The organism is Nonomuraea phyllanthi (assembly GCF_006334985.2).
Taxonomy (GTDB): Bacteria; Actinomycetota; Actinomycetes; order Streptosporangiales; family Streptosporangiaceae; genus Nonomuraea; species Nonomuraea phyllanthi.
Window position 1 is genome coordinate 233,171 of the sequence record NZ_VDLX02000014.1, and the last position, 24,613, is coordinate 257,783.

The 24,613-nt window shown below is 72.9% G+C and carries 21 protein-coding genes; 6 read left to right on the forward strand and 15 right to left on the reverse strand.

Features of this window, described 5'->3' with window-relative positions:
* Positions 1–17: 17 nt before the first annotated feature.
* From FH608_RS33455 to FH608_RS33475, 5 genes are read right to left on the reverse strand one after another with little or no spacing between them, the layout of a single operon-like run.
* Positions 18–2,327 carry a beta-ketoacyl-[acyl-carrier-protein] synthase family protein gene (locus FH608_RS33455; RefSeq protein ID WP_139634360.1) on the reverse strand — a complete coding sequence of 770 codons (2,310 nt, stop codon included), beginning with the start codon at positions 2,325–2,327 and terminating at the stop codon, positions 18–20.
* A gap of 29 nt (positions 2,328–2,356) precedes the next feature.
* On the reverse strand, positions 2,357–3,421 hold the full coding sequence (locus FH608_RS33460; protein ID WP_139634361.1) for an aminomethyltransferase family protein: 1,065 nt from the start codon (positions 3,419–3,421) through the stop codon (positions 2,357–2,359).
* Positions 3,422–3,423: 2 nt separating this feature from the next.
* Positions 3,424–3,909, reverse strand: a complete 486-nt coding sequence (fabZ, locus tag FH608_RS33465) for a 3-hydroxyacyl-ACP dehydratase FabZ (protein WP_139634362.1) — start codon at positions 3,907–3,909, stop codon at positions 3,424–3,426.
* The gene (locus FH608_RS33470) at positions 3,906–4,196 is read right to left on the reverse strand and encodes an acyl carrier protein (protein WP_139634363.1); all 291 of its coding nucleotides are present in this window, start codon (positions 4,194–4,196) and stop codon (positions 3,906–3,908) included. Before FH608_RS33470 ends, fabZ begins: the two co-directional genes overlap by 4 nt.
* A 51-nt stretch (positions 4,197–4,247) precedes the next feature.
* Positions 4,248–5,000 carry an SDR family oxidoreductase gene (locus FH608_RS33475; protein ID WP_226900128.1) on the reverse strand — a complete coding sequence of 251 codons (753 nt, stop codon included), beginning with the start codon at positions 4,998–5,000 and terminating at the stop codon, positions 4,248–4,250.
* Between the two features lie 140 nt (positions 5,001–5,140).
* Here FH608_RS33475 and FH608_RS33480 point away from each other — a divergent pair, with 140 nt between their 5' ends.
* A complete protein-coding gene (locus FH608_RS33480) occupies positions 5,141–6,748 on the forward strand; it encodes an FAD-dependent oxidoreductase (RefSeq protein WP_139634364.1) in 1,608 nt (535 codons plus the stop codon).
* A gap of 153 nt (positions 6,749–6,901) precedes the next feature.
* On the opposite strand, the gene FH608_RS51775 is transcribed toward FH608_RS33480, so the two are convergent.
* From FH608_RS51775 to FH608_RS33490, 3 genes are all read right to left on the reverse strand, one after another.
* Positions 6,902–7,051 carry a hypothetical protein gene (locus tag FH608_RS51775; protein WP_193318773.1) on the reverse strand — a complete coding sequence of 50 codons (150 nt, stop codon included), beginning with the start codon at positions 7,049–7,051 and terminating at the stop codon, positions 6,902–6,904.
* 118 nt (positions 7,052–7,169) lie between these two features.
* A complete protein-coding gene (locus tag FH608_RS33485; protein ID WP_139634365.1) occupies positions 7,170–8,660 on the reverse strand; it encodes an AfsR/SARP family transcriptional regulator in 1,491 nt (496 codons plus the stop codon).
* The gene (locus FH608_RS33490) at positions 8,657–9,856 is read right to left on the reverse strand and encodes a macrolide family glycosyltransferase (protein ID WP_139634366.1); all 1,200 of its coding nucleotides are present in this window, start codon (positions 9,854–9,856) and stop codon (positions 8,657–8,659) included. The genes FH608_RS33485 and FH608_RS33490 overlap by 4 nt, the downstream gene beginning before the upstream one ends.
* Before the next feature lie 169 nt (positions 9,857–10,025).
* On the opposite strand from FH608_RS33490, the gene FH608_RS33495 reads away from it, so the two are divergent.
* Positions 10,026–11,126, forward strand: coding sequence for a DegT/DnrJ/EryC1/StrS family aminotransferase (locus tag FH608_RS33495; RefSeq protein ID WP_139634367.1), 1,101 nt, complete (start codon positions 10,026–10,028; stop codon positions 11,124–11,126).
* Between the two features lie 4 nt (positions 11,127–11,130).
* Here FH608_RS33495 and FH608_RS33500 read toward each other — a convergent pair whose 3' ends face one another.
* From FH608_RS33500 to FH608_RS33510, 3 genes are read right to left on the reverse strand one after another with little or no spacing between them, the layout of a single operon-like run.
* A complete protein-coding gene (locus tag FH608_RS33500) occupies positions 11,131–11,700 on the reverse strand; it encodes a dTDP-4-dehydrorhamnose 3,5-epimerase family protein (protein WP_139634368.1) in 570 nt (189 codons plus the stop codon).
* Between the two features lie 4 nt (positions 11,701–11,704).
* The gene (locus FH608_RS33505) at positions 11,705–12,925 is read right to left on the reverse strand and encodes a class I SAM-dependent methyltransferase (protein WP_139634369.1); all 1,221 of its coding nucleotides are present in this window, start codon (positions 12,923–12,925) and stop codon (positions 11,705–11,707) included.
* Positions 12,926–12,935: 10 nt separating this feature from the next.
* The gene (locus FH608_RS33510) at positions 12,936–13,526 is read right to left on the reverse strand and encodes a DUF1707 SHOCT-like domain-containing protein (protein ID WP_139634370.1); all 591 of its coding nucleotides are present in this window, start codon (positions 13,524–13,526) and stop codon (positions 12,936–12,938) included.
* Between the two features lie 164 nt (positions 13,527–13,690).
* On the opposite strand from FH608_RS33510, the gene FH608_RS33515 reads away from it, so the two are divergent.
* Complete coding sequence (locus tag FH608_RS33515; RefSeq protein WP_226900135.1) at positions 13,691–15,049, forward strand: NDP-hexose 2,3-dehydratase family protein; 1,359 nt, start codon at positions 13,691–13,693, stop codon at positions 15,047–15,049.
* On the opposite strand, the gene FH608_RS33520 is transcribed toward FH608_RS33515, so the two are convergent.
* Complete coding sequence (locus FH608_RS33520) at positions 15,030–15,869, reverse strand: TIGR03621 family F420-dependent LLM class oxidoreductase (RefSeq protein WP_139634372.1); 840 nt, start codon at positions 15,867–15,869, stop codon at positions 15,030–15,032. The genes FH608_RS33515 and FH608_RS33520 overlap by 20 nt on opposite strands.
* 257 nt (positions 15,870–16,126) lie before the next feature.
* Between FH608_RS33520 and FH608_RS33525 the strand changes: the two genes are divergently transcribed.
* Positions 16,127–17,086: an aldo/keto reductase gene (locus FH608_RS33525; RefSeq protein WP_139634373.1), complete on the forward strand. Its 960-nt coding sequence runs from the start codon at positions 16,127–16,129 to the stop codon at positions 17,084–17,086.
* Here FH608_RS33525 and FH608_RS33530 read toward each other — a convergent pair.
* From FH608_RS33530 to FH608_RS33540, 3 genes are all read right to left on the reverse strand, one after another.
* Positions 17,062–17,730, reverse strand: coding sequence for a response regulator (locus FH608_RS33530; RefSeq protein ID WP_139634374.1), 669 nt, complete (start codon positions 17,728–17,730; stop codon positions 17,062–17,064). The two genes, FH608_RS33525 and FH608_RS33530, sit on opposite strands and share 25 nt — an antisense overlap.
* The gene (locus FH608_RS33535) at positions 17,711–18,547 is read right to left on the reverse strand and encodes a sensor histidine kinase (protein ID WP_139634375.1); all 837 of its coding nucleotides are present in this window, start codon (positions 18,545–18,547) and stop codon (positions 17,711–17,713) included. The genes FH608_RS33530 and FH608_RS33535 overlap by 20 nt, the downstream gene beginning before the upstream one ends.
* A gap of 345 nt (positions 18,548–18,892) precedes the next feature.
* Complete coding sequence (locus FH608_RS33540) at positions 18,893–19,786, reverse strand: prenyltransferase (protein WP_139634376.1); 894 nt, start codon at positions 19,784–19,786, stop codon at positions 18,893–18,895.
* A 328-nt stretch (positions 19,787–20,114) separates the two neighbouring features.
* Between FH608_RS33540 and FH608_RS33545 the strand changes: the two genes are divergently transcribed.
* Together FH608_RS33545 and FH608_RS33550 are read left to right on the forward strand one after the other, a co-directional pair.
* Entirely contained in the window at positions 20,115–21,848 is a 1,734-nt protein-coding gene (locus FH608_RS33545; RefSeq protein ID WP_139634377.1) for a 2-isopropylmalate synthase, read from the forward strand.
* Positions 21,849–21,886: 38 nt separating this feature from the next.
* Positions 21,887–24,598, forward strand: a complete 2,712-nt coding sequence (locus FH608_RS33550) for a helix-turn-helix transcriptional regulator (protein WP_139634378.1) — start codon at positions 21,887–21,889, stop codon at positions 24,596–24,598.
* Positions 24,599–24,613 lie beyond the last annotated feature (15 nt).

A 24,613-nucleotide genomic window follows, 5' to 3' on the forward strand; every position in this document is an offset into this window, starting at 1 on the left:
GTCGAAGGGCGGAGCACTCATATCGCCTCCAGGAGCACGGCGCCGCGTACGGAGCCGCCGGCCGCGGTCAGGGCCAGCGCACGGCGTACGGGTCCCGGCAGGTCCGGCTTGGTGACGTAGGAGGCGAGGTCTCCGGCGAAGGGCGCGGTGAGGCCGGTCAGCGCGGGCGCGATCCGCTCCCGCACGGCGAGCGCGCCCAGCGCGATGTTCAGGGCGCCGGTCGCCGCCTGGCAGTCGCCGGTCAGCCCGGCCGTGCTGGTGAGCAGCGCGCCGGGTGCCTGTTCGAGCACGGCGGCGGCCTCGTCGGCGTCCTCCGGCAGCCCGGTCCCCGCCCCGATCACCAGGCCCGGCGCCTGCCCGCCGAGCAGCGCGAGGCTGCGCCCGACCGTCCCGGCGTCACCGCCCGCGGCGTGCCGGGTGCCCTCCACCCGCGCGTACGGGGTGCCGCCCCGCTCCGCGCAGTGCTCGGCCGACTCCACGACGAAGGCCACGGCCGCCGACCCTCGCACGGGCCCGGCCCCTTCCCCGTACGGCACCGGAGCCCCGGCCTCGGGCAGGTCGTCCTCGTCGTACGGCTGCGCCGTGCCGAGCGGGGCGGTGGTCTCGTCGGCGGCGACGACCAGCACCACCTCGGCCTTGCCCGCCCGGATCATCTCCAGCGCGCAGTCGAGGGCGATCGACGCCGACGCGCCGCCGTTGCAGATCGTGGTGGTCGGCCCGCGCAGTCCCAGGGTCTGGCAGACCGCGCCGCCGGTGGCGTTGAGCACGACGTTGGAGAAGCTGAGGACGGCCGGCTTGTTCGGGTTCACGGCGATGCTCTCGTCGAACCCGCCGGTGCTCTCGGCCGATCCCGCGCCGGTGGCGAACACCAGCCCCACGTCGTCCAGGGCCTTCCTGGGCAGCTTCAGCCCGGCGTCCTCCCAGGCCAGCCGGGAGGCCGCGATGGCCATGCGCGACAGGTGGTTCATGTGCCGCCACAGCGAGCGCGGCGCGTACGTCCGGCCGTCCAGCGACGGCGGCCGGCCCGGCGCCTGGCGGCCCGCGGCGACGGCCTCGGCCACCTCCGCGATCCCGGCGCCGACCCCGGTCACGGGACCGAGGCCCGTGATGACGGCCTCGCGCCGCGGCAGCTCCTCGTGCTCGCGGGGGCCGCGGGGCCTGGTCAGCACGAGCGAGACGTTGTTGCCGCCGAAGGCGTAGTTGTTGGAGACGACGGTGTCGATGGTCATCGGCCTGGCCTGGTTGGGCACGAAGTCCAGGTCCGCCGCGGCCTTGCCGCCGCCGCCGTCGCCGGGGCCGTCCTCGAAGCCGATGGTGGGCGGGGCCGTGCCGTGGCGCAGGGCGAGCACGCTCGCCACCGCCTCCACCGCGCCGGCCGCGCCCAGCGTGTGGCCGAGGAACGACTTGATGCTGCTGGTGGGCACGTGCCCGGCCCGCTCGCCGAAGACCAGGCGCATGACCTTGGCCTCCATGGCGTCGTTGGCGGGGGTGCCGGTGCCGTGGCCGCTGACGTAGTGGACGTCGCCGGGGGTGAGCCCCGCGTCGGCCAGCGCCCTCCGTACCGCGCTGGCGCCGCCCCGGCCGGTGGGGTCGGGGGCGGTCGCGTGGTAGGCGTCGGCGGACAGCCCGTAGCCCGCCACCTCGGCCAGCGGCGTGGCGCCCCTCGCCAGCGCCAGGTCCAGCGGCTCCACCAGCAGGAAGGCGGCGCCCTCGCCGAGGTTGAGCCCGTCGGAGTGGCTGTAGGGCCGGCAGGGTCCCGTGCTCAGGGCCTGCAGCCCGGCGAAGCCCGCGTACGTGCCGAACAGCAGCGGGTCGACGCCCCCGGCCAGCACCGCGTCCGCCTCGCCCGTGAGGATCTTGTCCCTGGCCAGGCCGACGGCGTTGCCGCCGGCGGCGCACGCCGTGGACACCAGGACGCGCGGGCCGCGCAGGTCCAGCAGCGACGCCACCACATCACCCGTACGGTGCATGGGCTGGTAGCGGCCCGCCGCGTCGGGGGTGGCCTGGCACTTGCCGAGGATGATCCCGAACCGCTCCCGATCGGGCCCGCCCTCCGCCAGGCCCGCCTGCTCGATCGCCTGGCGGGCCGCGACCAGCGCCAGCCTCGCCGTACGGTCGTGGTGGGCGTCCGAGGGCGGGAGCTGGTCGTCGATCCACGCGTCGGGCACCTGGCCCGCGTGCCTGGCCGCGAACACGGCGAACGCCTCGTCCTCGATCGGGGTGAGTCCGCCCTGGCCGGTCGTGAGCCGGCTCCAGAACTCGACGGGGTCGCGCCCGGCCGCGCAGATGATGCCCAGGCCGGTGACCACGACGGGCCGCAGCGCCATGCTTGTCTCCTTCTCAGCGCGCCGGTCGATCAGATGATCGGGATGCCCCAGCTCTTGGGCACGACGTACGGGCTGGTCAGCGTGGTCACGGGCATGCCGCCGACGGACAGCTCCAGCCCGGCCGCCGCCAGGTCCTGCTCCACCCTGGCCAGGCCGAGCGTGGCGTCGAGGCCGACGCTGTGGACGGCGTACACGATCTCGCCGACGTCCTGGCCGCCCGCCTGGACGCGGGTGCCGGGCGCGGGAACGCCGGTGCAGCCGGTGAAGCCGACCGTGCGCCGGCCGCCGCCGTTCTCGAACGCCTCGACCACGGCGTCCCTGCCGACGAACTCGTCCTTGGTGATGTCCACCAGCCAGTTGGCGCCGATCTCGACGACCGTCGCGCCGGGGGTGGCCTCGTGGCGCGGGATCGGCTGGCGCACCTCCAGCATGGCGAGCTCCAGCGCGTCCAGCCCGGCCGCCTGCGCGTGCTCCAGCGACCGCTGCCACAGCCCGGCGGCGGCCTCGACGGGCACGATCATCTGGTAGCCGTACTCGCCGGTCAGGCCGGTCCTGGCGAAGACGATCTCCACGTCGTCCCAGGTGGTGTCCACCACCGACTCGAACGGCAGCGACGCCAGCTCGCCGTCGATCAGGCGGCCCACCACGCCCCAGGAGTACGGGCCCTCCAGCCCCAGGGCGGTCAGGTCACCCGAGCGGTCGGTGACCTCGACGCCGTCCTCCTTGCGGGCCTGCAGGTGCTCCAGCAGCCGGGTGCCGGCGCCGCAGGAGCTCTCCAGCAGGATCCCGTCCTCCCTGCCGAACGCGACGACCTGGTCCACGACCTGCCCGGACTCGTCCAGGACGAGGCTCATCATGCAGCGGTCGGAGGTGAGGTACTCGACGTCGCGGGCCAGCAGCCGCTGCGCGAAGTCCACGGCGGCCGGGCCGGTGATCTCGATGAGCCGGTGCCCGCTGAGGTCCAGGAGCGCGGCTCGCTCGCGCAGCACGCCGTACTCCTCCGTCAGCGAGGAGAAGCGCAGGGGCACGGTGGCGTCGCCCACCTCGCCGTAGACGGTGTCCTCCGGGTGGATGGACGCGAGGACGCTTGCCATGTTCACACCTTTCGCTGTGCCGGATCGGCGATCGTGAGGTTTCCTTCGGCGGCGACCTGGCCGTCCACCCGGGCCGAGACCCGGAACTCCGCGAACCCGGCGCCGCCCGCCGTGCGCTCGGCCGTCAGCGTGACCTGGTCCCCCGGGACGATCGGGCGGCGGAACCGCATCGACCTGACCCCCGCCAGGTAGCTGATCTCGCTGGCCCCCGCCAGGGCGAAGACCACCCCGGCGAGCTGGGCCATGGCCTCGACGATCACGACGCCCGGCAGCACGGCCTCGCCGGGGAAGTGTCCCTGGAACCACAGCTCGGTCCCTGCCACGTTCTTCGTGGCCGTGCCCTTGGCGCCGGGCGTCACGGAGGAGACCCGGTCGAGCAGCAGCATCGGCCAGCGGTGCGGGAGCACCTGGCGGACCTGGTCGTGCGTCAGCCCGGTGACCGCGGCCGCCTTGCGGGTCGAGGCGGGCGCCTCCTCGGCGATCGTCATGCCGTCGCCCGCAGGGCTGGGTTGACCTCGTCGGCCAGCCGCGACACCGAGCCGAACACCGACATCTCGCTGTCGTACAACGCCACGCCGAACTCGGCCTCGATCGCCACGTACAGTTCGAGCACGTCGAGACTGTCGAGCTCCAGGCCGCGGCCGAACAGCGGCTGGTCGTCGGTGATCCAGTCCGGCTCGATCTCCAGGTCCAGTCTGGAGACGATCATCTTCTTGATCTGGCTGCAGGTCTGCTGTCGCTCGGCGGCCCTGGCGCGAAGTTCGTCGATGGTCATGCGTTCTCCTTGTTGCGTGGTGATCTGGGGAGCGCGGTGGTTCCGGAGGGCTCAGCCGAGGCCGCCGCCGTGGGCGACCACCACGGAGCCGGACATGTACGAGGCCTTGTCGGAGGCCAGGAAGCTCACGATCGAGGCGATCTCCTCGGGCCGGCCCATGCGGCCCAGCCGGATGCGGGACTCGTACTGCTTCTTGAGGTCCGCGGGGACCTTGCGCGTCATGTCGGTGGCCACGAAGCCGGGGCACACCACGTTGGCCCGCACCCCGTGCGGGGCCGCCTCGTTGGACAGCGCGTGGGTGAAAGCGACGATCGCGCCCTTGGAGGAGACGTAGTTGGTCTGGCCGGGGAAGCCCCCGTCGAGCCCGCTGGAGGAGGACAGTGTCACGATCGCCCCGCTCCGCTGGTGCTGCATCAGCTTGAGCGCCTCCCTGCAGGACAGGAAGGTGCCGATGAGGTTGGTCTCGACCGGGGCGCGGAAGCGTTCGAGGCTCATGGCGATGAGGTAGCGGTCGGACGTGATGCCCGCGCTGGTCACCAGCACGTCGAGGCGTCCGTGCTCGGCCCGTACGCCGCGGAACATGCCGCAGACGGCCTCCTCGTCCGTCACGTCCGCCTGGACGGCCGCCGCGCTGCCGCCCTCCGCCTCGATCAGGGCGACGACCTCCTTGGCGTCCCGCTCGGACCGCGCGTAGTTCACGATGACGTGGGCGCCCTCCCTGGCCAGGTCGAGCGCGACGGCGCGGCCGATCCCGCGCGACCCGCCGGTCACCAGCGCCACGGCGCCCTGCGCAAACAGCATCATGGTCTCCAGGAATTCGACAATCGCCGCTGGACTTAATCTGGATCTGCACCGCATAAGCTACTAAGCCGGGATATCACGCCTGTATCAGACGGTTATCTCCGCATTGACCTGAACAATCGCCATATATGACTCTTGGCATCATGAAGGAGCTCGATGTCGAAGTTTTAGTGGTCGGCGGTGGACCGGTGGGGCTTTGCACCGCCATCGAGCTCTCCCGGCACGGAATATCGACCCTGCTGGTGGAGCGGCACGCGGGAACGTCGATTTTCCCGAAGGCCCGGCTCATCACCACCAGGACAATGGAGCTCTTCCGCGCCTGGGGCATCCAGGAGGAGGTGGAGCGGGCCGGCATGCCGCGCGAGGAGTACCTCGCGGTGGGCGTGGGCAGCTCGCTGACGGCCACCGACTTCGTACGCGCGGCGGCGGAGCTGAGCAGGGACGCCCCGCAGAGCCCCACCTACACGTTCCTGTGCGCGCAGGACCTCCTCGAAGTGATCCTGCGGCGCCTCGCCGAATCTCTGACCGACGTCAGGTTCGCCACCTCCATGACCGGGACGCGGCCCACCGGTGACGGCGTCGAGGCCGTCATCTCGGGCGCCGGCGGAGAGACCCTGGTGCGCTGCCGCTACCTGGTGGCGGCCGACGGCGGCCGCAGCGGCGTCAGGGAATCCCTCGGCATCACCACCGAGGGCCCGCCCCCGCTCGGCCACATGATCAGCATCATGTTCGAGGCCGACCTCGGCTTCCTGCCCCCCGAACGGCGGGCCGCCCTGTCGTTCCTGCGCGAGCCGCCCTGCGCCGTCGAGGCGGTGGACCAGCGGCGGCGCTGGATGGTGCAGACCGGCTACGACCCCGAGGAGGGCGGCAGCCCGGAGGACTTCACCGACGAGGTGTGCCTGCGCGCGGTGCGGGACGCCGTCGGCGTGCCCGACCTGCCGGTCACCCTGCTCGGCATGCTGCCATGGGTGCAGCAGGTCATGGTCGCCTCCGCGTTCCGCTCCGGCCCCGTCTTCCTCGCCGGGGACGCCGCCCACGTGGCGACCCCGCAGGGCGGGTTCGGCATGAACTGCGGCATCCAGGACGCCCACAACCTGGCCTGGAAGCTGGCCGCCGTGCTGCGCGGGAGGGGCGGCGAAGGGCTGCTGGACACGTACGAGGCCGAGCGCCGCCCGATCGCCGCGCGTACTGTGGACGAGAGCCTGAGCAACGCCCTGATCACCTTCCAGATGATGGAGGGGCGGCTGTCCATGGACGAGGCCATCCAGCGGCAGGCCGACCGGCGCAGCTCGGAAGGGCTGGTGCTGGGCTTCCACTACGCCTCCGCCGCCGTCGTCCCCGACGGCACCCCGCCGCCCGCGCCGGAGGACCCGTACCGTACGTACGTCCCGACGGCCCGGCCCGGGCACCGCGCCCCGCACGTCTGGCTCACCGGCCGCGACGGCCAGGTGTCGACGCTCGACCTGCTCGGACCGCGCTTCACCCTGATGGCCCCAGCCGGCGCCGGCTGGCTCCGGGCGGCCCGCGAGGCCGCCGCGGCCACCGGGGTGCCGCTCACCGCCGTGGAGATCGCTGACGGCGACACGGCCTCCCCACTCACCTCGCCCACCTGGGCCAAGGAGTACGGCCTCGGCCCGCGCGGGGCCGTCCTCGTCCGCCCGGACGGCCACGTGGGCTGGCGCGCCCACGACACGGCCCCCTCGGCTTCCGCCCTGGTGGACGCCCTCACCACGATCCTCTCCCGCCCGTGACCCGAAGGCGCCGCCAAGGACAGGCCCGGATCGCGCCGGCCGACATCCCACTCCGCCGCCTTTGAGAGAGGCGTAACGGTATGCCGGGGAGGGTGGCATGCCGGAGGCGGTCGCATGCCGGCACAGGGCCATCGATCATCTGACGCAACACGCTCAGCGGCGCACGATGCACAGCGAGCGGCGCACGGCGAGCGGCGAGCACAGAGCGGCCGGCCGCAGCACGCCGGCCGGCGCATCCAGCAGCGCACGGCCAACGGCGCGCGGGCGCCGCAAGGTCAGGCGCGGCACATCGGAGGGCAGCACGTCACACCGTGGCTCAGGCTCATGGCACACCGGAGGGCAGCACATCAGACCGTGGCTCAGGCCCGCAGCACATCCAGCGCGGCGTGGCGGGACCCGTCACGCGGGACCCATGGGAGCGTCAGGCGGCCGGTTGCCCTGCCTGGTCGGTGCCTCGCCGCGCCGGTTCCGGGCCGAAGGTGGGCGAGGTCGCGTGGCGGGAGCGGAGGCGGGCGGCGGCCAGGCGCAGGGACAGGGGGTTGCCGCAGGACGCGGCCACGAGGTCGCGGACGGCCTCCGCCCCGTACGGCGACGCGCCCACCAGAAGCCCGGCGAGCTCCCGCGCCGCCTCCTCGGGCAGCGGCGGCAGGAACGCCCGGTGCGCCCCCTGCCGGGCCACGAGGTCGTCCAGCGGGTCGACGGCGGTGACGACGACCCGGCAGTGGGCGCCGCCGGGCAGCAGCGGCAGCACCTGGTCCGCGTCGGCGGCGCCGTCCAGCACGACCAGCAGCCGCGCCCGGGCGGTGCGGCTGCGGTAGAGGGCGACCTTCTCGGCCGGGTCGGCGGGCAGGTCGGCGGGCAGGGTGTCGGCGGGGCCGCCGAGCGCGCGCAGGAAGCGGTCGAGCACGGCACCGGGGTCGGCGCCCGCGAGGTCGGCGTACAGCTGCCCGTCGGGGAAGGCGTCGATCTGGGCGTGCGCCCAGTGCAGGGCCAGGGTGGTCTTGCCGACGCCTGCGGCGCCGCTGATGACCATGGTGGCGGGTGCCGCGCCGTCGCCGAGCAGGGCGGCGTCGAGGGCGGCCAGCTCGCCGGCCCGCCCCACGAAGGGCAGGACCTGGGGCGGGAGCTGGCTGGGCACCACGCCCGCGGGCCGGTGGGCGGGCGGGCGCATGAGGGCGGACTCGTCCCGGAGTATCTGCTCGTGCAGCCGCCGCAGCGCCGGTCCTGGCTCCAGGCCGATCTGCTCCAGCAGGTAGCGGCGGGTCTCCTGGTACGTGCGCAGCGCCTCGGCCCGCCGGCCGGCGCGGTACTGGGCGAGCATGAGCTGGGCGCGTACCCGCTCGCGGAAGGGCGACTCCGCGACCAGGGCCAGCAGCTCGGGGATGACCTGGTGGTGGCGTCCTAGCTCGATCTCCAGCTCCAGGCACGTCTCCAGCGCCTCCAGCCGGGACTCCTCCATCCGCGCCACGTCGTGCCGCAGCCCCCTGATGTCCTCGAAGGGGCGGCCGTGCCAGAGCGCGAGCGCCTCGCGCAGCAGCAGGACGGCCGCCTCGGCCTGGCCGGAGTCGGACAGGGCACGCGAGCGGGAGACCATGGAGGTGAACCGGAGCCAGTCGATGCTGTCGGGGGTGGCTCTGAGCAGGTAGCCGGGGCTGGAGGTCTCGATCAGCCCGGCCCCGAGCGTGCGGCGCAGCCGCGAGACGCAGATGGCGACCTGCCGCCACGCGCTGGGCGGCGCGGAGCCGGCCCACACCGCCTCGATCAGGCGTTCCACGCTCATCACGCGGTTGGCGTTCAGCAGCAGGCTGGCCAGGATGACCAGCTCCCTGTTGGCGCTCATGGGCACCTCGGCGCCGTCCTTGACGACGGTGAGCGGCCCCAGCACGCGGAACTCGAACGCGGCCCCCGTCATGCCGCCGCCCTGGCCGTCAGGCGTTCGAGCTCGTCGGCGGCTCGCGAGGTGCCGCCGGAGTCGCTGATCTCCTGGCGCATCGCGGCGACGGCCCGCCGTACGAGCGGGTCGCCCGCGACGGCGAGCACCTGCTCGGCCAGGCCCTCGGGGGTCAGCCGGGCCGGGTCGAGGGCGCGGCCGAGGCCGAGCTCCTGGATGCGCCGCGCCGGCGGCCGGTCCATGGCGGTGGTCGGCACGGCGACCAGGGGGCAGCCCGAGTACAGGGCCTCCATGGTGGTCCCGATGCCGCCGTGGGTGACGGCCACGGAGGCGTGGCGCAGCACGCTGAGGTGCGAGAGCCACCGGTGCGGCTCGACGGTGGGCGGCAGCGGGCCGAGGTCGGCGGGGTCCACGCCGTCGGGCAGCGTGACGACGGTCCGCCAGGGCAGCCCGGCGAGCGCCTGGACGCAGGTGCGCAGCAGCTCGGGCCGGGAGCGGGCCGCGGTGCCGAAGGAGAGCAGCGCGACCGGCAGCCCGTCGCCCGGCGGCTCCCATTCGCTGAGGAAGGTCCGTTCGCCCAGGCAGGGGCCGACGAAGGCGAACCGCTCGTCGAAGGTCTCGCCGGCGAACTGGAAGGAGCGCGGCAGCGCCACCACGTTGCGGTCCTGGATCTCCCACCACAGCTCGGCGGGGTCGTCGAGGACGCCGTGGACCCGCGCCAGCGCGCCGATCCTGGCGACCATGCCGTCCACCCAGCCGGGCAGCTCCCGGTCGAGGTCGCCGCGGTCCTCGCCCTCGTACGTGGAGGCGAGCACGGAGTAGTGGGCGTTGGAGGCGAAGATCGGGATGAACTGGGCGGCGGGCAGGCCGTGCTTCCTGGCCAGGATGCGCCCGGCGTGCAGGACCGAGATGTCGTAGACGAGCGCGTCGGGCCGCCCGGTCACGCGCCCGGCGGCGCCGAGCATCGCCTCGCTCTCGTCGAGCAGGAGCGACAGCAGCGCGAGAGGGTCGTCTTCCAGCCGGCGCGAGTGCGCCAGCCGGTACGGCGAGTCATAGGTGACGGGCTCGGCCCCGGCCTGCGCGACCAGGCCGGCATTGCATTCCGCGGTGAGATAGGTGACGCGGTTCCCCCGTCGCGTCAATTCGGCCACCACGGCGAGCGTCGGAATGAGATGACCGCGATCTGAATGACATATGAATAAATAATGCGCCGTCATGAGGGTTCTTTCGGCTCATTCGCATGATGTGTGCCACGGTCCACGGTAATAAGCCCGCCCACTGGGGTCACCCCCTACCCGTCCCCTCATGTACGGGCCTTTCTTAGGGGTTCCGCCGGCCGGGAACCAGGGCGTTTACTCGGGCCCGGAGTCTCTAGGAGGACAGACGATGCCCACCCGTGTCTGGGACTATCTTCCGGAATACGAAGCCGAGCGCGCCGACATCATGGACGCCGTCGAGACCGTCTTCCGCTCGGGCCAGCTCATCCTCGGCGAGAGCGTGCGCTCCTTCGAGGAGGAGTTCGCCGCCTACCACGGCGCACGCCACTGCACCGGCGTGGACAACGGCACCAACGCCATCAAGCTCGCCCTGCAGGCGCTCGGCGTCGGCCCGGGCGACGAGGTGATCACCGTCTCCAACACGGCCGCGCCGACCGTGGTCGCCATCGACGCCGTGGGCGCGACGCCGGTCTTCACCGACGTCGACCCCGTGACGTACCTGATGGACGTCTCCCAGGTGGCGGCGGCCATCACGCCGCGGACCCGCTGCCTGCTGCCGGTCCATCTGTACGGCCAGTGCGTGGACATGGCCCCGCTGGAGCGGCTGGCGGCCGAGCACGACCTGGTGATCATGGAGGACTGCGCTCAGGCGCACGGCGCCCGCCACCACGGCCGGGTGGCCGGTTCGATGGGCCACGCGGCGGCCTTCTCCTTCTACCCCACCAAGGTGCTCGGCGCGTACGGCGACGGCGGCGCGGTCATCACCTCCGACGGCGAGGTGGACCGGGCGCTGCGGCGGCTGCGCTACTACGGGATGGAGAAGACGTACTACGTCGTGTCCACGCCCGGCCACAACGCCCGCCTGGACGAGGTGCAGGCGGAGATCCTGCGCCGCAAGCTGACCCGCCTGGACGCCTACCTGGCCGGCCGCCGCGCCGTGGCCGCCCGCTACGCCGAGGGCCTGGCGGGCACCGATCTGGTGCTGCCCGTGACCGCCGAGGGCAACGAGCACGCCTACTACCTGTACGTGGTGCGGCACCCGCGCCGGGACGAGATCATCGAGGCGCTGCGCGCGTACGACATCCACCTCAACATCAGCTATCCCTGGCCGGTGCACACCATGTCGGGATTCGCGCACCTGGGCCTCGGTCCGGGCAGCCTGCCGGTGACCGAGGCGCTGGCGCGGGAGATCTTCTCGCTGCCGATGTACCCGTCGCTCCCCGTCGAGCTCCAGGAGAAGATCATCTCCGCGCTCCGAGAGGTCCTGTGACCGGCTACCCGTCGTAGCGGGGCAGCAGGCCCTGGGCCGCCGCCTCGGCCAGCGTAGGCGCCCGCCGGTCGCGTTCGGACAGCACCGGCGGGCCCGGCGGCAGCCGCAGCCCGAGCTCCCCGTCGAAGACCGACAGCGCCAGCTCGTGCTCCTTCTGGTACTCCTCCGACAGCAGGTAGCAGACGACCGTGTCGTCCTCCAGCGCGGCGAAGGCGTGGCCGACCCCGGGCGGCAGGTAGACGGCGACGCCGTTGGCGGCGGTCAGCTCCAGCGACTCCCACCGCCCGAACGTCGGCGAGCCGATCCGCAGGTCGATCACGTAGTCGAGGGCGCGGCCCCCGGCGCAGGTGACGTACTTGGCGGTGCCGGGCGGCACCAGCGTGTAGTGCACGCCCCGCACCACCCCGCGCCGGGAGACGCTCCTGCTGGCCTGCGCCACGGGGAAGAGCCGCCGCCCGACGGCGGCGGCGAAGGCGGTCTCCTGGTACGGCGAGGCGAAGTCGCCGCGCTCGTCGGGGAAGACCTCGGGGAAGAACGCGTAGGCGCCGGCGACGCCCAGCTCGCGGTGGTCCATCGGATCAGGCCCGCACCAGGTGCACGTCGGGCACGTAGTGGATCCACGTGCCGCCCGCCCGGCCGAAGGCCGTCTCCTTGGCCATGATCTCCTCGGCGTGGTTCCACGCGAACAGCACCGCGTAGTCGGGGTACGGGTCGGCGAACGCCTCGGGCCCCCGCACCGGGATGTGGGAGCCGGGCGTGAGCCTGCCCTGTTTGGCCGGGGTGGTGTCGCTGACGAACGTGATCAGTTCAGGGCCGATGCCGCAGTAGTTGAGCACGGTGGCGCTCTTGGCGGTGGCGCCGTAGCCGTACACGCGGGCGCCCTGGTCGCGCAGGTCGGTGAGGAGCCGCACCAGGCGCTCGCGGGTGTCGGCGACGCGGGCGGCGAAACGGTGCAGGGTGGCCGGCTCGCTGAGCGCCGCGGCCTCCTCGGCGGCCAGCAGCTCGGCCACGGCCGCGCTCGGCGTCCTGGCGCCGCGCCTGGCGAGCGTGTAGCGGACCTCGCCGCCGTGCACGGCCAGCCGTTCGACGTCCACGAGCTCGAAGCCGTGCCGCCGGGCCAGGCCGCTGACCGAGGTGGCGCTGAAGAAGTAGAAGTGCTCGTCGTAGATCTGGTCGAAGGAGGCGCGCTCCACGATGTCGCCGAGGTACGGGTCCTCGAAGACGAACACCCCTCCGGGCCGCAGCAGCGTGTCGAGGCCCGCCATGATCGAGTCGAGGTAGGGGATGTGGCACAGCGTGTTGGCCGCGTACACGACGTCGGCGGGGCCGTCCTCGGCGAGGACGGCGGCCGCGGTGGCGGCCTCGAAGAAGTCCTTGCGCACGCGCACGCCCCTGGCCGCGGCCAGGTCGGCGACGCCGCCGGACGGCTCGACGCCGAGGTGCCTGACCCCCGCGTCGGCGATGGCGGACAGCATGGTGCCGTCGTTGCAGCCCAGCTCCACCACGAAGGGGTCGGGCCCGGCCAGCTCGGTGGCCAGCAGCCGCTTGGCCAGGCCGTGGAAGTGCTCGCGCATCACCGAGGAGCCGGAGGACAGGTAGGGGTAGCCGGCGTGGAACATGCGCTCGCGCGGCACCTCCTCCAGCAACTGCACCATCGAGCAGCTCTCGCACAGGCCCACGGCCAGGTGGAAGAAGAACTCCTCGCCCGGGTCGCCCGGGGTGACGAAGGCGTCGGAGAGCGGCTGGCTCCCGAAGTCGGCGAACGGATGGACAGGGCCCGAACAGATCCGGCACGCCATGCGATCCTCCTCAGGTTGCTGCCCGGCGGTACCTCACCCAGACGTCGCCGGTCTGCACGTAACCGGTCAGGCGCAGGGTCACGCCGCCGGGCGCGAGCGGCACGGGCGGATGGTTGTGGACACTGCCCAGCCAGCGGCGTAAGACCTGCTCGTCGCTGACCCACCAGCCGTGGGGCACCACGAGCACGATGTCGCCGAACCAGGAGGTGATCTCGACGTCGATCACGACCTCGCGGTGCGGGCACTCGGCCGCGGTGAAGTCGATGCGCACCTTGCCCCAGCGACCGGCCTTGGCGCTCATGCGCTCCGGCACCACCCAGCGGCCCACCTGCTCCAGCCGGCCGCTGCGGGTGTGCAGCTGGAGCACATCGGCACCGGGCAGGGTGGCGAGCTGGGCCGTGGGCGCGCCAGGAAGGTCGAAGCGCGGCAGGTCGGCGATGACGTCGTCCAGGTCGCCCAGCGTGCGGGCGGTGTAGGCACGATCGACCCGCTCCTCGAGCTCCTCCAGCGTGATGCGCCCCTCGGTGACCGCGACGCGGAGCATCTCGGCCACCCGCTCGCGGTCGCGGTCGCCGGCCCGCACTTCCCGATGATCGGTCATGGCGTCCACACTAGAAGGCTACGAAGGCCCGGCCCACCCGAAAAACCCCTATCCACCCCTGCCGCCGTTGACAGGGGTCCCAGAACCTCCGGGCAGGGGTTGAGCACGCCCCACTCCCGTGACAGCTTCGGCGGCATCGGACCGCTTGTGAGGGGTGTGCCATCATCGACGTTCACGAATGGCTTCGCGAGGTCGCCGGGCTCACGCGCATGCGGGTGACCCCCCTGCCGCTGGAGGAGCTCGCCGGCTGGCGGGAGGACGCGGCGACGGGCGACCTGCGCCACGCGAGCGGCAGGTTCTTCTCCGTCGAGGGGCTGGAGGTGCACCGCCCCGGCTGGGCGGTGTCCGCCTGGAGCCAGCCGATACTCCACCAGCCGGAGGCGGGCATCCTCGGCATCCTGCTGCGGCGGGTCGAGGGCGTGCCGTACCTGCTGATGCAGGCCAAGAACGAGCCGGGCAACCCCGACGGCGCGCAGCTCTCCCCCACCGTGCAGGCCACGAGGAGCAACTACACGCGCGTCCACCAGGGGAAGGCGGTGCCGTACCTGGACTTCTTCCGGCAGCCCCGGGGCCGGGTGCTGGCCGACGTGCGCCAGTCGGAGCAGGGCGCGTGGTTCTACCGCAAGCGCAACAGGAACATGGTCGTGGAGGTGGCCGGGGAGGTCGAGGCCGCCGAGGGGTTTCGCTGGCTGCCGCTGCGGCGGGTGCGGGAGCTGCTGTCGGTCCCCGACCTGGTCAACATGGACGCCAGGACGGTGCTGGCCTGCCTGCCCGTCCAGGACGGCGAGCACGGCGACGGCGGGGAGGGGTTCGGCGCCGCGGTGGCGCGCTCCCGCGATCCGCGCCGGGGCTCCCGTCATCACACCGCCGAGCTGCTGAGCTGGCTGAGCGGCATCCGCTCCACGGTGGACGTCCAGGCGAGGACGGTGCCGCTGAACCAGGTCAGCCGGTGGCGGCGGGCCGGCGGCCGCATCTCGCACGAGACGGGCCGCTTCTTCGACGTGATCGGGGTGCGCGTGGAGGCCGACGGCCGCGAGGTCGTCGGCTGGGACCAGCCGATGATCTCACCGGTGGGCACGGGCGTGGTCGGCTTCCTCGTACGGCGGATCGGCGGCGTGGTGCACGCGCTCGCGCACGCCCGCGTGGAGCCCGGCTACACCGACGTGGTGGAGCTGGCCCCGACCGTGCAGTGCACGCCGGGCAACTACGACCACCTGCCGTCCCAGGCCCGCCCACCGCTGCTCGCCGAGGTGCTGGACGCCCCGCCGGAGCGGGTGCGCTTCGACACCGTGCTGTCGGAGGAGGGCGGGCGCTTCTACCACGCGCGCAACCGCTACCTGGTGGTCGAGGTGGACGAGGACCCGCTGCCCGGCCACCCGGCCTTCCGGTGGATCGCCCTGCACCAGCTCGACGAGCTGCTGCGGCACAGCTACTACCTGAACGTGCAGGCCCGCACGCTCAACGCGTGCCTGCACGGCCTGGCCCACCCGGCCAGGGAGCCGGTCAGCGGAGGTGTTCGATGACCTTTCCGAAGTCCTCCATCGCCGAGTCCATCACGGTGATGTACGAGAACCCGAAGCGCTCCTCGTTCTGGCGCACCTGCTCCGCGATCTGCGCCGGCGTGCCGACGAAGAGGGTCGGCACCTCCAGCAGCTCGTCGACGGTCAGATCGGGGGCGTAACGCCGGAGCCCGGCCACGCCCGCGCGCCGGTCGCCGGTCAGCACCGTGGCCTTGGAGAGGACGTTGAGCTCCAGCCGCGGGGCCCGCTCGCCGGCGGCGGCCCGCACGTGCTCCACGCGGCGCAGCAGCGCGCCGGCGGTGACCAGCGCCGTCCTGCCGTACTCGGGCCGGTACGGGGCGCCGGTGAAGCTGACGATCTCGGCGCGGCGGGCGGCCAGGCCGAGCACCCGGTCGCCGTGCCCGCCGATCAGCAGCGGCGGCCCCTTGTGGTCGAGCAGCCGGTCCAGCTCGGCCACGAGCCCGGCCAGCCGGTCGATCCGCGTGGGGGCGTCGAAGGGCAGCCCGGCGGCGGCGAACTCGGACTCCACGTACCCCGTGCCGAGCCCCAGCTCCAGCCGCTCGCCGATCAGGGCCACGGTGGTGGTGACCTCCCTGGCGAGCAGCGCGGGGCGGTGGAAGCTGGCGTTCAGCACGTATGTCCCGATCGTGGCCCGCTCGCTGGCCTCGGCCGCCAGCAGGGCTGTGGGGAACGGCGAGAGCAGGTTCAGGTGGTCGGGCACGGCGATCACGTCGTAGCCGAGCGCGTCCGCCCGGCGGCACCTGGCCAGCCACTCCTCCTTGGAGGAGCGCTCGGAGATGAGCACGACACCGAATCTGGTCACCTCTGGACGGCCTTCCTGCCGGCGGGAGGACACCCGCACACTAGTCAAATGCGGAATCGGTAAAAAGAGCAGCGCGCGGAGTAAGGGGTTCGATCCCGAAAATAGGGGTCCGGATACGGGTCGAAACCCCTAACATCGCTCGTGGCCGACTGTGATGACCAGCACAGCGATTCCTCGCGAAGTGGGGTTGACTTTGAACTTTACGGACCCTTGACTGATCATGTTGATGAACGGCTCGCGGCGCGAAGGGTGCTTTCGTGCGTTACACGAGATTGGGTCCCTCGGGGCCGGTGGTCTCCGCCATCGGGCTCGGCTCCCTCGCCCTGAGCGGTCACTATGGCCGGGTCGACCCCGCCGAGGCGGAGCGGGTGGTCCGCAGGGCGCTCGACGCCGGGGTGACGCTGCTCGACACGGCCGACTTCTACTCCGCCGGGCGGGTGGAGAGCCTGATCGGGCGCGCGGTCGCCGGGCGCGCCGACCAGGTGGTGGTGAGCACGCGGGGCGGGGTGCGGGTGCTCGGCCCGCACGGCCCGGTGGTGTTCGACGCGCGTCCCGAGCTGCTGGAGCAGGCCTGTGACGCCTCCCTCAGACGGCTCCGTACGGACTGCATCGATCTCTACTACCTGCACTGCCACGACCAGGTGCCGGTGGAGGCCGGCATGGCCCGGCTGGCCGAGCTGGTGCGGGCCGGGAAGATCCGGCACGTCGGGCTGTCCGGCGGCACGCCCGAGCAGATCCGGCGGGCGCACGCGGTCCACCGGCTGTGCGCGGTCGGCGTCGAATACTCCCTGTGGGGCCGGCTCCCGGCGCCCGAGCTGCTCGACACCGCCCGCGAGCTGGGCATCGCCGTGGTGGCCGCCCGCCCGCTCGGCCGCGGGTTCCTCACCGGCCGGATGCGCCGGCAGGCGAGCCTGGTCCCGAGCGACTGGCGCCACGCCGACCCCCGCTTCGGCCCCGAGCACCGGCACAGCGGCGCGGGCCGGCTGCGGGCGCTCGAGTCCGTGGCCGCTCAGCTCGACCTCGGCACCGGGCGGCTGGCGCTGAGCTGGCTGTTCTCCCGGGGCGAGCACGTCGTGCCGGTCCCGAGCACCCGCGATCAGGTGCATCTGGAGATGAACCTGGCCGCCGCGTCGGTCAGCCTGTCACGCGAGACCGTCGGCAAGCTCGACCGCCTCCTTCCCTCCCGGGCGGGTCAGTCGCCGTCCCCCCTGCTGTGAGGCGAGATCAGGTCGGCCGCGAGCGCCTTGTTGACCGCGTCGATCCGCGAGACCGCGTTGAGCTTGACGAAGATGTTGCGCATGTGCCGCTTGACGGTGGCCTCCGCCAGGCCCAGGCGGCGGGCGATCTGCACGTTGCTCAGCGCCTGCGCCGCCAGCTGCAGGACCTCCAGTTCCTTGTCGGAGAGGATCGCGGTGCCGGGCGCCTCGACGCGGGCCAGGCTGTGGGTGGAGACGGCGAGCACGATCCTCGACGGGTCCTCGCACACGCTGTGCACCGCCGCGATCAGCTCGTGCCGGTGCACGCTCTTCAGCAGGTAGCCCCGGATGCCCGCGGCCAGCAGCCGGGTGAGGAGCTGGGGCCCGTCGTACATGCTCAGGATGATGATCCTGGTCTCCGGCGACAGCTTCCCGATCCTGGCGACGGTCTCCGTGACCTCGTCGCCGGGGATCTCGACGTCGAGCAGCACCACGTCCGGCAGGGTCCGCGCGACCACGGTCACGGCCGACTCGGAGTCGCCCGCCTCGCCCACGATGCCGATGCCGCGGTCGGCCTCCAGGATCTCGCGCAGCCCCTCCCGGAACAGGGCGTGGTCGTCCACCAGGACCACGGAGATCACATCATCAGCGGTCGCGTCTGCCACGGGAGTGCCTCTTGAGCGGGATGGACAGCTCGACGAGGCAGCCCTGCCCCGGCTCGCTGGAGACGATGACCTGGCCGTCGAGGAGCTCGGCCCGTTCGCTCATGGACGTCAGGCCCACGCCGCCGCGCCCCCGTACCGCCGCCTGGTCGAAGCCGCGCCCGTTGTCCTGCACCGACGCGAACAGCTCGTGGGGGGCGATGTTCACCCGCACCAGCACCACCGGCGGGCGCCCGTGCGTGAGGGCGTTGCGGACCGCCTCGCGCACGATGAGGAACGCCTCGTCCAGCACGCGCGGGTCGGCCCAGCCCTCGTCGCCGCTGACGGTGAGCGCGACGGAGACGCCGTCGTCCTCGACCGCCTCGAGGAAGCCCATGAGCGACTTCTCCAGGCTCTTGACCGGCGTCTGCGGGTGCAGCTCGGAGGTCAGCTGCCGCAGGTTCTCCATGGTCTCCTGGATGGCGTGCTGCACCACGGTGATCTTGGCGGAGGCGCGCGCCGAGTCCGACGCCCGGTAGGCCTCCGACAGGGCCAGCTGCTGGTGGGCGACGCTGATGCCGTGCCCGATGCGGTCGTGCAGCTCGCGGGCGATGCGGCGGCGCTCCTCCTCCTGCGCCTCATGGACCTGGTTGAGCAGGAAGCTGTGATAGCTCTCGGCCGACTCGCGGATGCGCCGCGACAGGCTCTCCTCCATGCCGGAGACGGCCAGCGTGATCAGTTCGGCGGGGGTGTCGGACTCGTCGGCTATTAGCCGGGCCAGACGCCGGAGTGCGATACGGAAAAAATATGAGCCCGCCTCAAGAGAGGTCTTCGGATGCACGCCACCGGCCGCCCGCGCATTTCCAACTTCCCATGCTTGAAATTTGTACAGTTCACTTACCTGTACCTTTCCGGCGCGTAGCGTAGCCGCGACGTCGTCCAGCACGTATCTGGCAGTGGAGAGAGCCTGGCTCCTGGCACGCTGATCTGCGAAAACGACGCTGTCGGCGGTCCGGAGGGCTGACTCGAACTCGGCGAGTATTTCGTCACGACACGATTCGACAAATCTCGCCGGATCTCCCGCCGCCCCGTGTACCGCCTCCAATGTCCCCCCTCCGCCCGCGGGACGAGTGATCAAGCGTTCCCTAACTATCCCTTGCTTAGAGCACTAATGCAACATTTATGGTCATATATGGCACACAAGGGCGGTCAGGTGAACGAGATGTTGCGTTCCCATGAAGGCTCCGTACGCGCGGCGCCTCCCGCGGCGCCCTTCACCGCCGGACGCGGGCACCACGATGCCCGCCACCGTCACCGCGGCGACGCCCATGGTCATCGCCAGCGAGACGCCCACCAGCGGCACCCCGAGCAGCGACACGGCGAGGTAGAAGGCCACCAGCAGCGCCAGCGCCGCCACCACCATCACGCGCCGCGACACCCGCTCGCCGATCCGCACGCCGAGCGTGCGGCGGCCCGCGGCGGCGTCCCCCGGGATGTCCGAGAGGTCCTTGGCGGGCATGCCGACGAAGACCATCCAGCAGATCGACGCGGCCGCGAAGACGATCAGCGCGGTCGGTACGGACACGTGCGCGCCCCCGGTCGCGACCACGTAACCACCCAGATAGGACAGCAGGCCCGACAGGCACAGCACGGCCACCGTGCCGCCGGGGCTGCCCTTCAGCGGCAGCGGCGGCCCCGAGTAGAGGTAGCCCAGCGCCAGGTTGGCGACGATGATCCAGAGCATCGGCGCGGGCAGGCCCACGGTGGCGAGCACCGCCAGACAGGCCGCGGCGGCGGCGACCGCCATGGCCTGGCGCTGGTCCAGGTCTCCCCGGGAGATCGGCCGGCCGGAGCCGTTGATCCGGTCCTCGGCGACGTCGGTGATGCCGTTGAACAGGTAGACCGCGAAGATGGACAGCACCCAGGCCGCCGCGCCCCGGAGGACGGCCGGCGGCTGCGGGTCCGCGGCGACCGGCAGGGCCAGCACGACACCGGTCAGAAATCGGAGGAGTGCGACCGCCAGCACCAGGGGACGGGCTTCGACGACGCACAGCGCGACAGCGCGAGGGATAGCCGTCATGGCACGGAGTGTGGACCGCGCTCCGCACACCGGTAAGGGGTGTGCTCCTAAAGCGGTAGAGGGGCTACACCTTTCGATACCCGGGCGTGCGCACCGTGGATAACGGGGCCGAACTCATGACCCCCTGTATTGTCCGGCGCGGCCCGCCGTCTATAGCTTCGGGGCCGGAACCAGCCAGATTTCCACTGGGGACGGAACTCGCGGCGAGTTCTCCGTCTCCATGCGCCTATACGCGTCGCGCTCGTGAGAATCCCGCCGCGCCGGCGGGATTCCGGCGGCCCGATGCACGCCACCCGACGAGCAGGCCATGCGGGAAAGGAAATCAGAGATGCAGGGCGCCGAACGTTACGCAGAATTCCGGCCGATCGACCTGACCGACCGCACGTGGCCGAGCAGGCGCATCCGCACGGCCCCGCGCTGGCTCTCCACCGACCTGCGGGACGGCAACCAGTCGCTGGCCCGGCCCATGTCACCCGAGCGCAAGCTGACGATGTTCGAGCTGCTCGTCCGCATGGGGTACAAGGAGATCGAGGTCGGCTTCCCCGTCGCCAGCCAGGACGACCACGACTTCGTGCGGCTGCTCATCGAGCAGGACCGCATCCCGGCCGACGTCCGGATCACCGTGCTCACCCAGGCCCGCGAGGAGCTCATCAGGGCCACCGTCGACACCCTCAAGGGCGCCGCCCGCGCGACGATCCACATCTACAACGCCACGTCGCCGCTCTTCCGCCGGCTCGTCTTCGGCATCGACCGGGCCGGCTGCCGCGAACTGGCCGTCCGGGCCACCCGGGTGATGATGGAGCACGCCGAGCGGGTACTCGGCGACTGCGACCTCGGCTACCAGTACTCGCCCGAGCTCTTCAACGAGACCGAGCCGGACTTCTCGCTGGAGGTCTGCGAGGCCGTCATGGACGTCTGGCGGCCCGGCCCCGGTCGCGGCATCATCCTCAACTTCCCCACGACCGTCGAGCGCTCGCTGCCCAACGTCTTCGCCGACCAGATCGAGTGGCTGGACCGCAACCTGTCCCGCCGCGAGCACGTCTGCCTGTCGATCCACCCGCACAACGACCGCGGAACGGGCGTGGCCTCGGCGGAGCTCGCCCTGCTGGCCGGGGCCGAGCGCATCGAGGGCTGCCTGTTCGGCAACGGCGAGCGGGCCGGCAACGTCGACCTCGTCACGCTCGGCATGAACCTGTACGTGCAGGGCGTCGACCCGGGCATCGACTTCTCCGACCTCGACGCGGTGCGCCGCACGGTGGAGCGGTGCAACCGGCTCCCCGTGCACCCGCGCCACCCCTACGGCGGCGACCTCGTCTACACCGCCTTCTCCGGCTCGCACCAGGACGCCATCAAGAAGGGCTTCGACGAGCTCGAGCGGCAGTCCGCCGCGACCGGCACGCCGGTGGGCGAGCTGCCCTGGCGCATGCCGTACCTGCCGGTGGACCCCAAGGACGTGGGCAGGACGTACGAGGCGGTGGTCCGGGTGAACAGCCAGTCGGGCAAGGGCGGCGTGGCGTACGTGATGAGCGCCTGGCACGGGCTCAACCTGCCGTACGGCCTCCAGGCCGACCTGTCCACCCGCGTCCAGGCGCAGGCCGACGCGGCGGGCGGCGAGCTGTCGCCGGACCGCATCGGCGCGCTGTTCGAGGACGAGTACCTGTACCACGGCGACCCGTCGCAGCCCCTGCCGCTGGGCGCGGAGCCGGTCACGGTGACGCTGCACGTGGACGGCGGCTCGGTCGTGGACGGCGCGCGGGCACAGGCCGTGCGCGGCCTCGGCTCGGTGCTCGCCCCCTGGGGCATCCAGGTACGCGCCGTGCACACGACCGCTCCCCCGCTGGACGACGACGAGATGACCCCCGAGCGCTCCGTGCTCGGCGACCGCGCCACCGGCGGGATCGTGATCTACGCGGAGTGCGCGGCCGGCGAGGGCACGGCATGGGGGGTGGGCATCGACGGCGACGTCGCCGCCAGCGCCTTCTCGGCCGTGCGGGCGGCGATCGGCGGCGGGCGGGAAGGCGTACGGCCGCTCCCCCGGCCCCGGCTGGCGGCGGCGGGCTGACGACCGAGCGGTGACTCTGATCATGAAGGAGGGCCGTCATGGCCGAGCACGATGAGCGGCAGGGGATGGCCCTCCTGCGCGACCTCCTGGACGAGGCGGTGACCTGCCGGGGGCGCATCGCGGTGGTGACCGGTCCCATCGCCACCGGCAAGAGCCACCTGCTGTACGCGCTGACCGAGCACGCGCTGGACCACGGGGCGCTGCCCCTCACCGCGACCGGCTCCCGCGCGGAGCGCGACCTGCCGCTCGGCGTGCTCGCTCAGCTGCTGCGCAACACGCCGATGACCGACGCGCACCGGACCATCACGACGGACCTGCTGCGGGAGGGCGCCCGCGCCCAGCTCGCCGGCGAGACCCTGGACCACGTGGACGTGCAGATCGTCGACGCGCTCTGCACGGTCCTGCTGGAGCTGTCGGCGCGGTGCCCCCTGCTGATCACCGTGGACGACGCGCACCACGCCGACCGCGCCTCCCAGCTCTGCCTCGCCTACCTGGCCCGGCGGATCAGGTACGCCTCGATCATGCTGGTCGTCAGCGCGCCGGACCACCACGCGCACCGGAGCTCCGCCTTCCACACCGACCTGCTGCGCCAGCCGCACTGCCGCCCGGTCCGGCTCAGCCACCTGTCCGCCGAGGCCGTGGCCAGGCGGGTGGCCGAGCGGGCGGGCGAGAAGGCCGCCGGCCGGTACGCGGCCCGCTGCCACGAGCTGAGCGGCGGCAACCGCCTCCTGGTCGACGCCCTCGTCGAGGACCACGAGGCGGTGGGCGGCCCCGGCGATCGCTACGCGGAGGCCGTCCTGACCTGCCTGCACAGCGCGGGGCCCGGCATGCTGCTCGCCGCGCGCGGGCTGGCGGTGCTCGGCGAGCCCGCCGGCGTCGCCCGGCTGATCGGCGAGAGCGAGCCGAATGCCGCCCGCTCGCTCCAGGCGCTGGAGCGAGCGGGCCTGCTCGACGGCGGCCGGTTCCGCCACGAGAGCGCCCGCTCGGCGGTGCTGGCCTCCCTCGACGCCCACGACCGCGTGGACCTGCACCGCCGCGCCGCCGAGCTCACCTACCACGAGGGCGCCCCGGCCGGCGTGGTGGCCGGTCACCTGCTGCTGGCCGGGCGGGCGAGCGACGCCTGGGCCGTGTCGGTGCTGGAGGAGGCGGCCGGCCAGGCGCTGCGCGACGGCGGCGTGGAGCCCGCGATCGAGTACCTCAAGCTGGCCCGCGAGGGCTGCGGCGACGAGCGGCGGCGGGCCAGGATCGCCACCACGCTGGTACGCGCCATGTGGCGGATCAACCCGAGCGGCCCGGCCGGGCACCTGGCCGAGCTGACCAAGGCCCTGCACAAGGGCCACCTGGGCGGCGGCGACGCCGTCGTGCTGGCCAAGGCGCTGCTCTGGCACGGCCACGTGGCGGACGCCAGGGACGTCCTCGACCACCTGGGCGAGCTGGGCGACCTGGACCGCGACGGCCTGGCGGAGCTGGCCGTGGCCCGCGCCTGGCTCCGCGGCACCTGCCCGTCCTTCCTGCCGCACCTGCCGGAGCCGAGCGAGGAGGAGTCCGCCGGCGCCCACCCGCTCGGCGCCAGCCGCCGCATCGAGTCGGCGGGCACGCTGGTGCGGGCGCTGACGGAGGGGCCCTGCCCGGAGACGGTGGCGACCGCCGAGCGCATCCTGCGCGGGTCCCGGCTGGACGAGATGTCCATGGACACGGTCGAGAGCGCGCTGCTGGCCCTGACCTACTCCGGCCGCCCCGACCGGGCCGCGCCGTGGTGCGACGCCTTCATCGAGGAGGCCGCCTCCCGGCACGCCCCCAGCAGGCAGGCCAGGCTGTCCGCGATCCGCGCGGAGATCGGCCTGCGCTCGGGCGACCTGGCGGCGGCCACGCGCGACGCCCGCCGCGCGCTGGAGATCATCCCGCCGGGCGGCTGGGGCGTGGCCGTCGGGGCGCCGCTGGGCGTGCTGCTGCTGGCCGGCGCGGGCATGTCCCGCCAGGAGGAGGCGCTGCCGTACGTCACCCATCCCGTGCCCGAGGCGATGATGGAGACCCGCTTCGGCCTGCTCTACCTGCACGGCAAGGCCCGCTTCGACCTCATGGCGGGGCAGGCCGGGCAGGCCCTGCGCGACCTGCGGCTCTGCGGCGAGCGGATGGCCGCGTGGGGGCTGGACTCGGCGGAGTTCATCCCCTGGTGGGTGGACGCCGCCGAGTGCCTGGTCCGGCTCGGGGAGCCCGACGAGGCCCGGCGGCTCCTGGAGGACCGGCTGGGGAGCTGCCACCGGCGCTCCCGGCGGGTGCAGGGCATGGCCATGCGCGTGCTGGCCGCCGCCGGCGAGAGCCGCCGGCGTGTCGTGCTGCTGCTGCGCTCGGCCGAGATGCTCCAGGCGGGCGGCGACCGGTACGAGCTGGCCAGGACGCTGTTCGACCTCATCGAGGCCTACCACGCCATCGGGGAGTTCCGGCGCGGCGGGGTGCTGATGCGGCGGGCCCGCGCGCTGGCGCAGGAGTGCCACGCCGACGGGCTGATCAGGGCGCTGGCGCCCGGCGGCGACTACGACGGCGAGCCGCCGGGCGTGCGGCCGATCCTCAGCGACGCCGAGCGGCGGGTGGCCGCCCTCGCCGCCGAGGGTTACTCCAACCGCGACATCTCCGCCAAGCTGTACATCACGGTCAGCACCGTTGAGCAGCACCTGACGCGCGTCTACCGCAAGCTCAACGTGTCACGCCGGGCCGAGCTGCCGTCCAAGCTGGTCCGTGAACACGCCTAGGCCCGCCCGCGGCCA

Coding starts and splice junctions, on each gene's coding strand:
- FH608_RS33455 (WP_139634360.1), bottom strand. CDS start 2,327: ATGGCGCTGCGGCCCGTCGTGGTCACCGGCCTGGGCATCATCTGCGCG.
- FH608_RS33460 (WP_139634361.1), bottom strand. CDS start 3,421: ATGGCAAGCGTCCTCGCGTCCATCCACCCGGAGGACACCGTCTACGGC.
- fabZ (WP_139634362.1), bottom strand. CDS start 3,909: ATGACGATCGCCGAGGAGGCGCCCGCCTCGACCCGCAAGGCGGCCGCG.
- FH608_RS33470 (WP_139634363.1), bottom strand. CDS start 4,196: ATGACCATCGACGAACTTCGCGCCAGGGCCGCCGAGCGACAGCAGACC.
- FH608_RS33475 (WP_226900128.1), bottom strand. CDS start 5,000: ATGATGCTGTTTGCGCAGGGCGCCGTGGCGCTGGTGACCGGCGGGTCG.
- FH608_RS33480 (WP_139634364.1), top strand. CDS start 5,141: ATGAAGGAGCTCGATGTCGAAGTTTTAGTGGTCGGCGGTGGACCGGTG.
- FH608_RS33485 (WP_139634365.1), bottom strand. CDS start 8,660: ATGACGGGGGCCGCGTTCGAGTTCCGCGTGCTGGGGCCGCTCACCGTC.
- FH608_RS33490 (WP_139634366.1), bottom strand. CDS start 9,856: ATGACGGCGCATTATTTATTCATATGTCATTCAGATCGCGGTCATCTC.
- FH608_RS33495 (WP_139634367.1), top strand. CDS start 10,026: ATGCCCACCCGTGTCTGGGACTATCTTCCGGAATACGAAGCCGAGCGC.
- FH608_RS33500 (WP_139634368.1), bottom strand. CDS start 11,700: ATGGACCACCGCGAGCTGGGCGTCGCCGGCGCCTACGCGTTCTTCCCC.
- FH608_RS33505 (WP_139634369.1), bottom strand. CDS start 12,925: ATGGCGTGCCGGATCTGTTCGGGCCCTGTCCATCCGTTCGCCGACTTC.
- FH608_RS33510 (WP_139634370.1), bottom strand. CDS start 13,526: ATGACCGATCATCGGGAAGTGCGGGCCGGCGACCGCGACCGCGAGCGG.
- FH608_RS33540 (WP_139634376.1), bottom strand. CDS start 19,786: ATGACGGCTATCCCTCGCGCTGTCGCGCTGTGCGTCGTCGAAGCCCGT.
- FH608_RS33545 (WP_139634377.1), top strand. CDS start 20,115: ATGCAGGGCGCCGAACGTTACGCAGAATTCCGGCCGATCGACCTGACC.
- FH608_RS33550 (WP_139634378.1), top strand. CDS start 21,887: ATGGCCGAGCACGATGAGCGGCAGGGGATGGCCCTCCTGCGCGACCTC.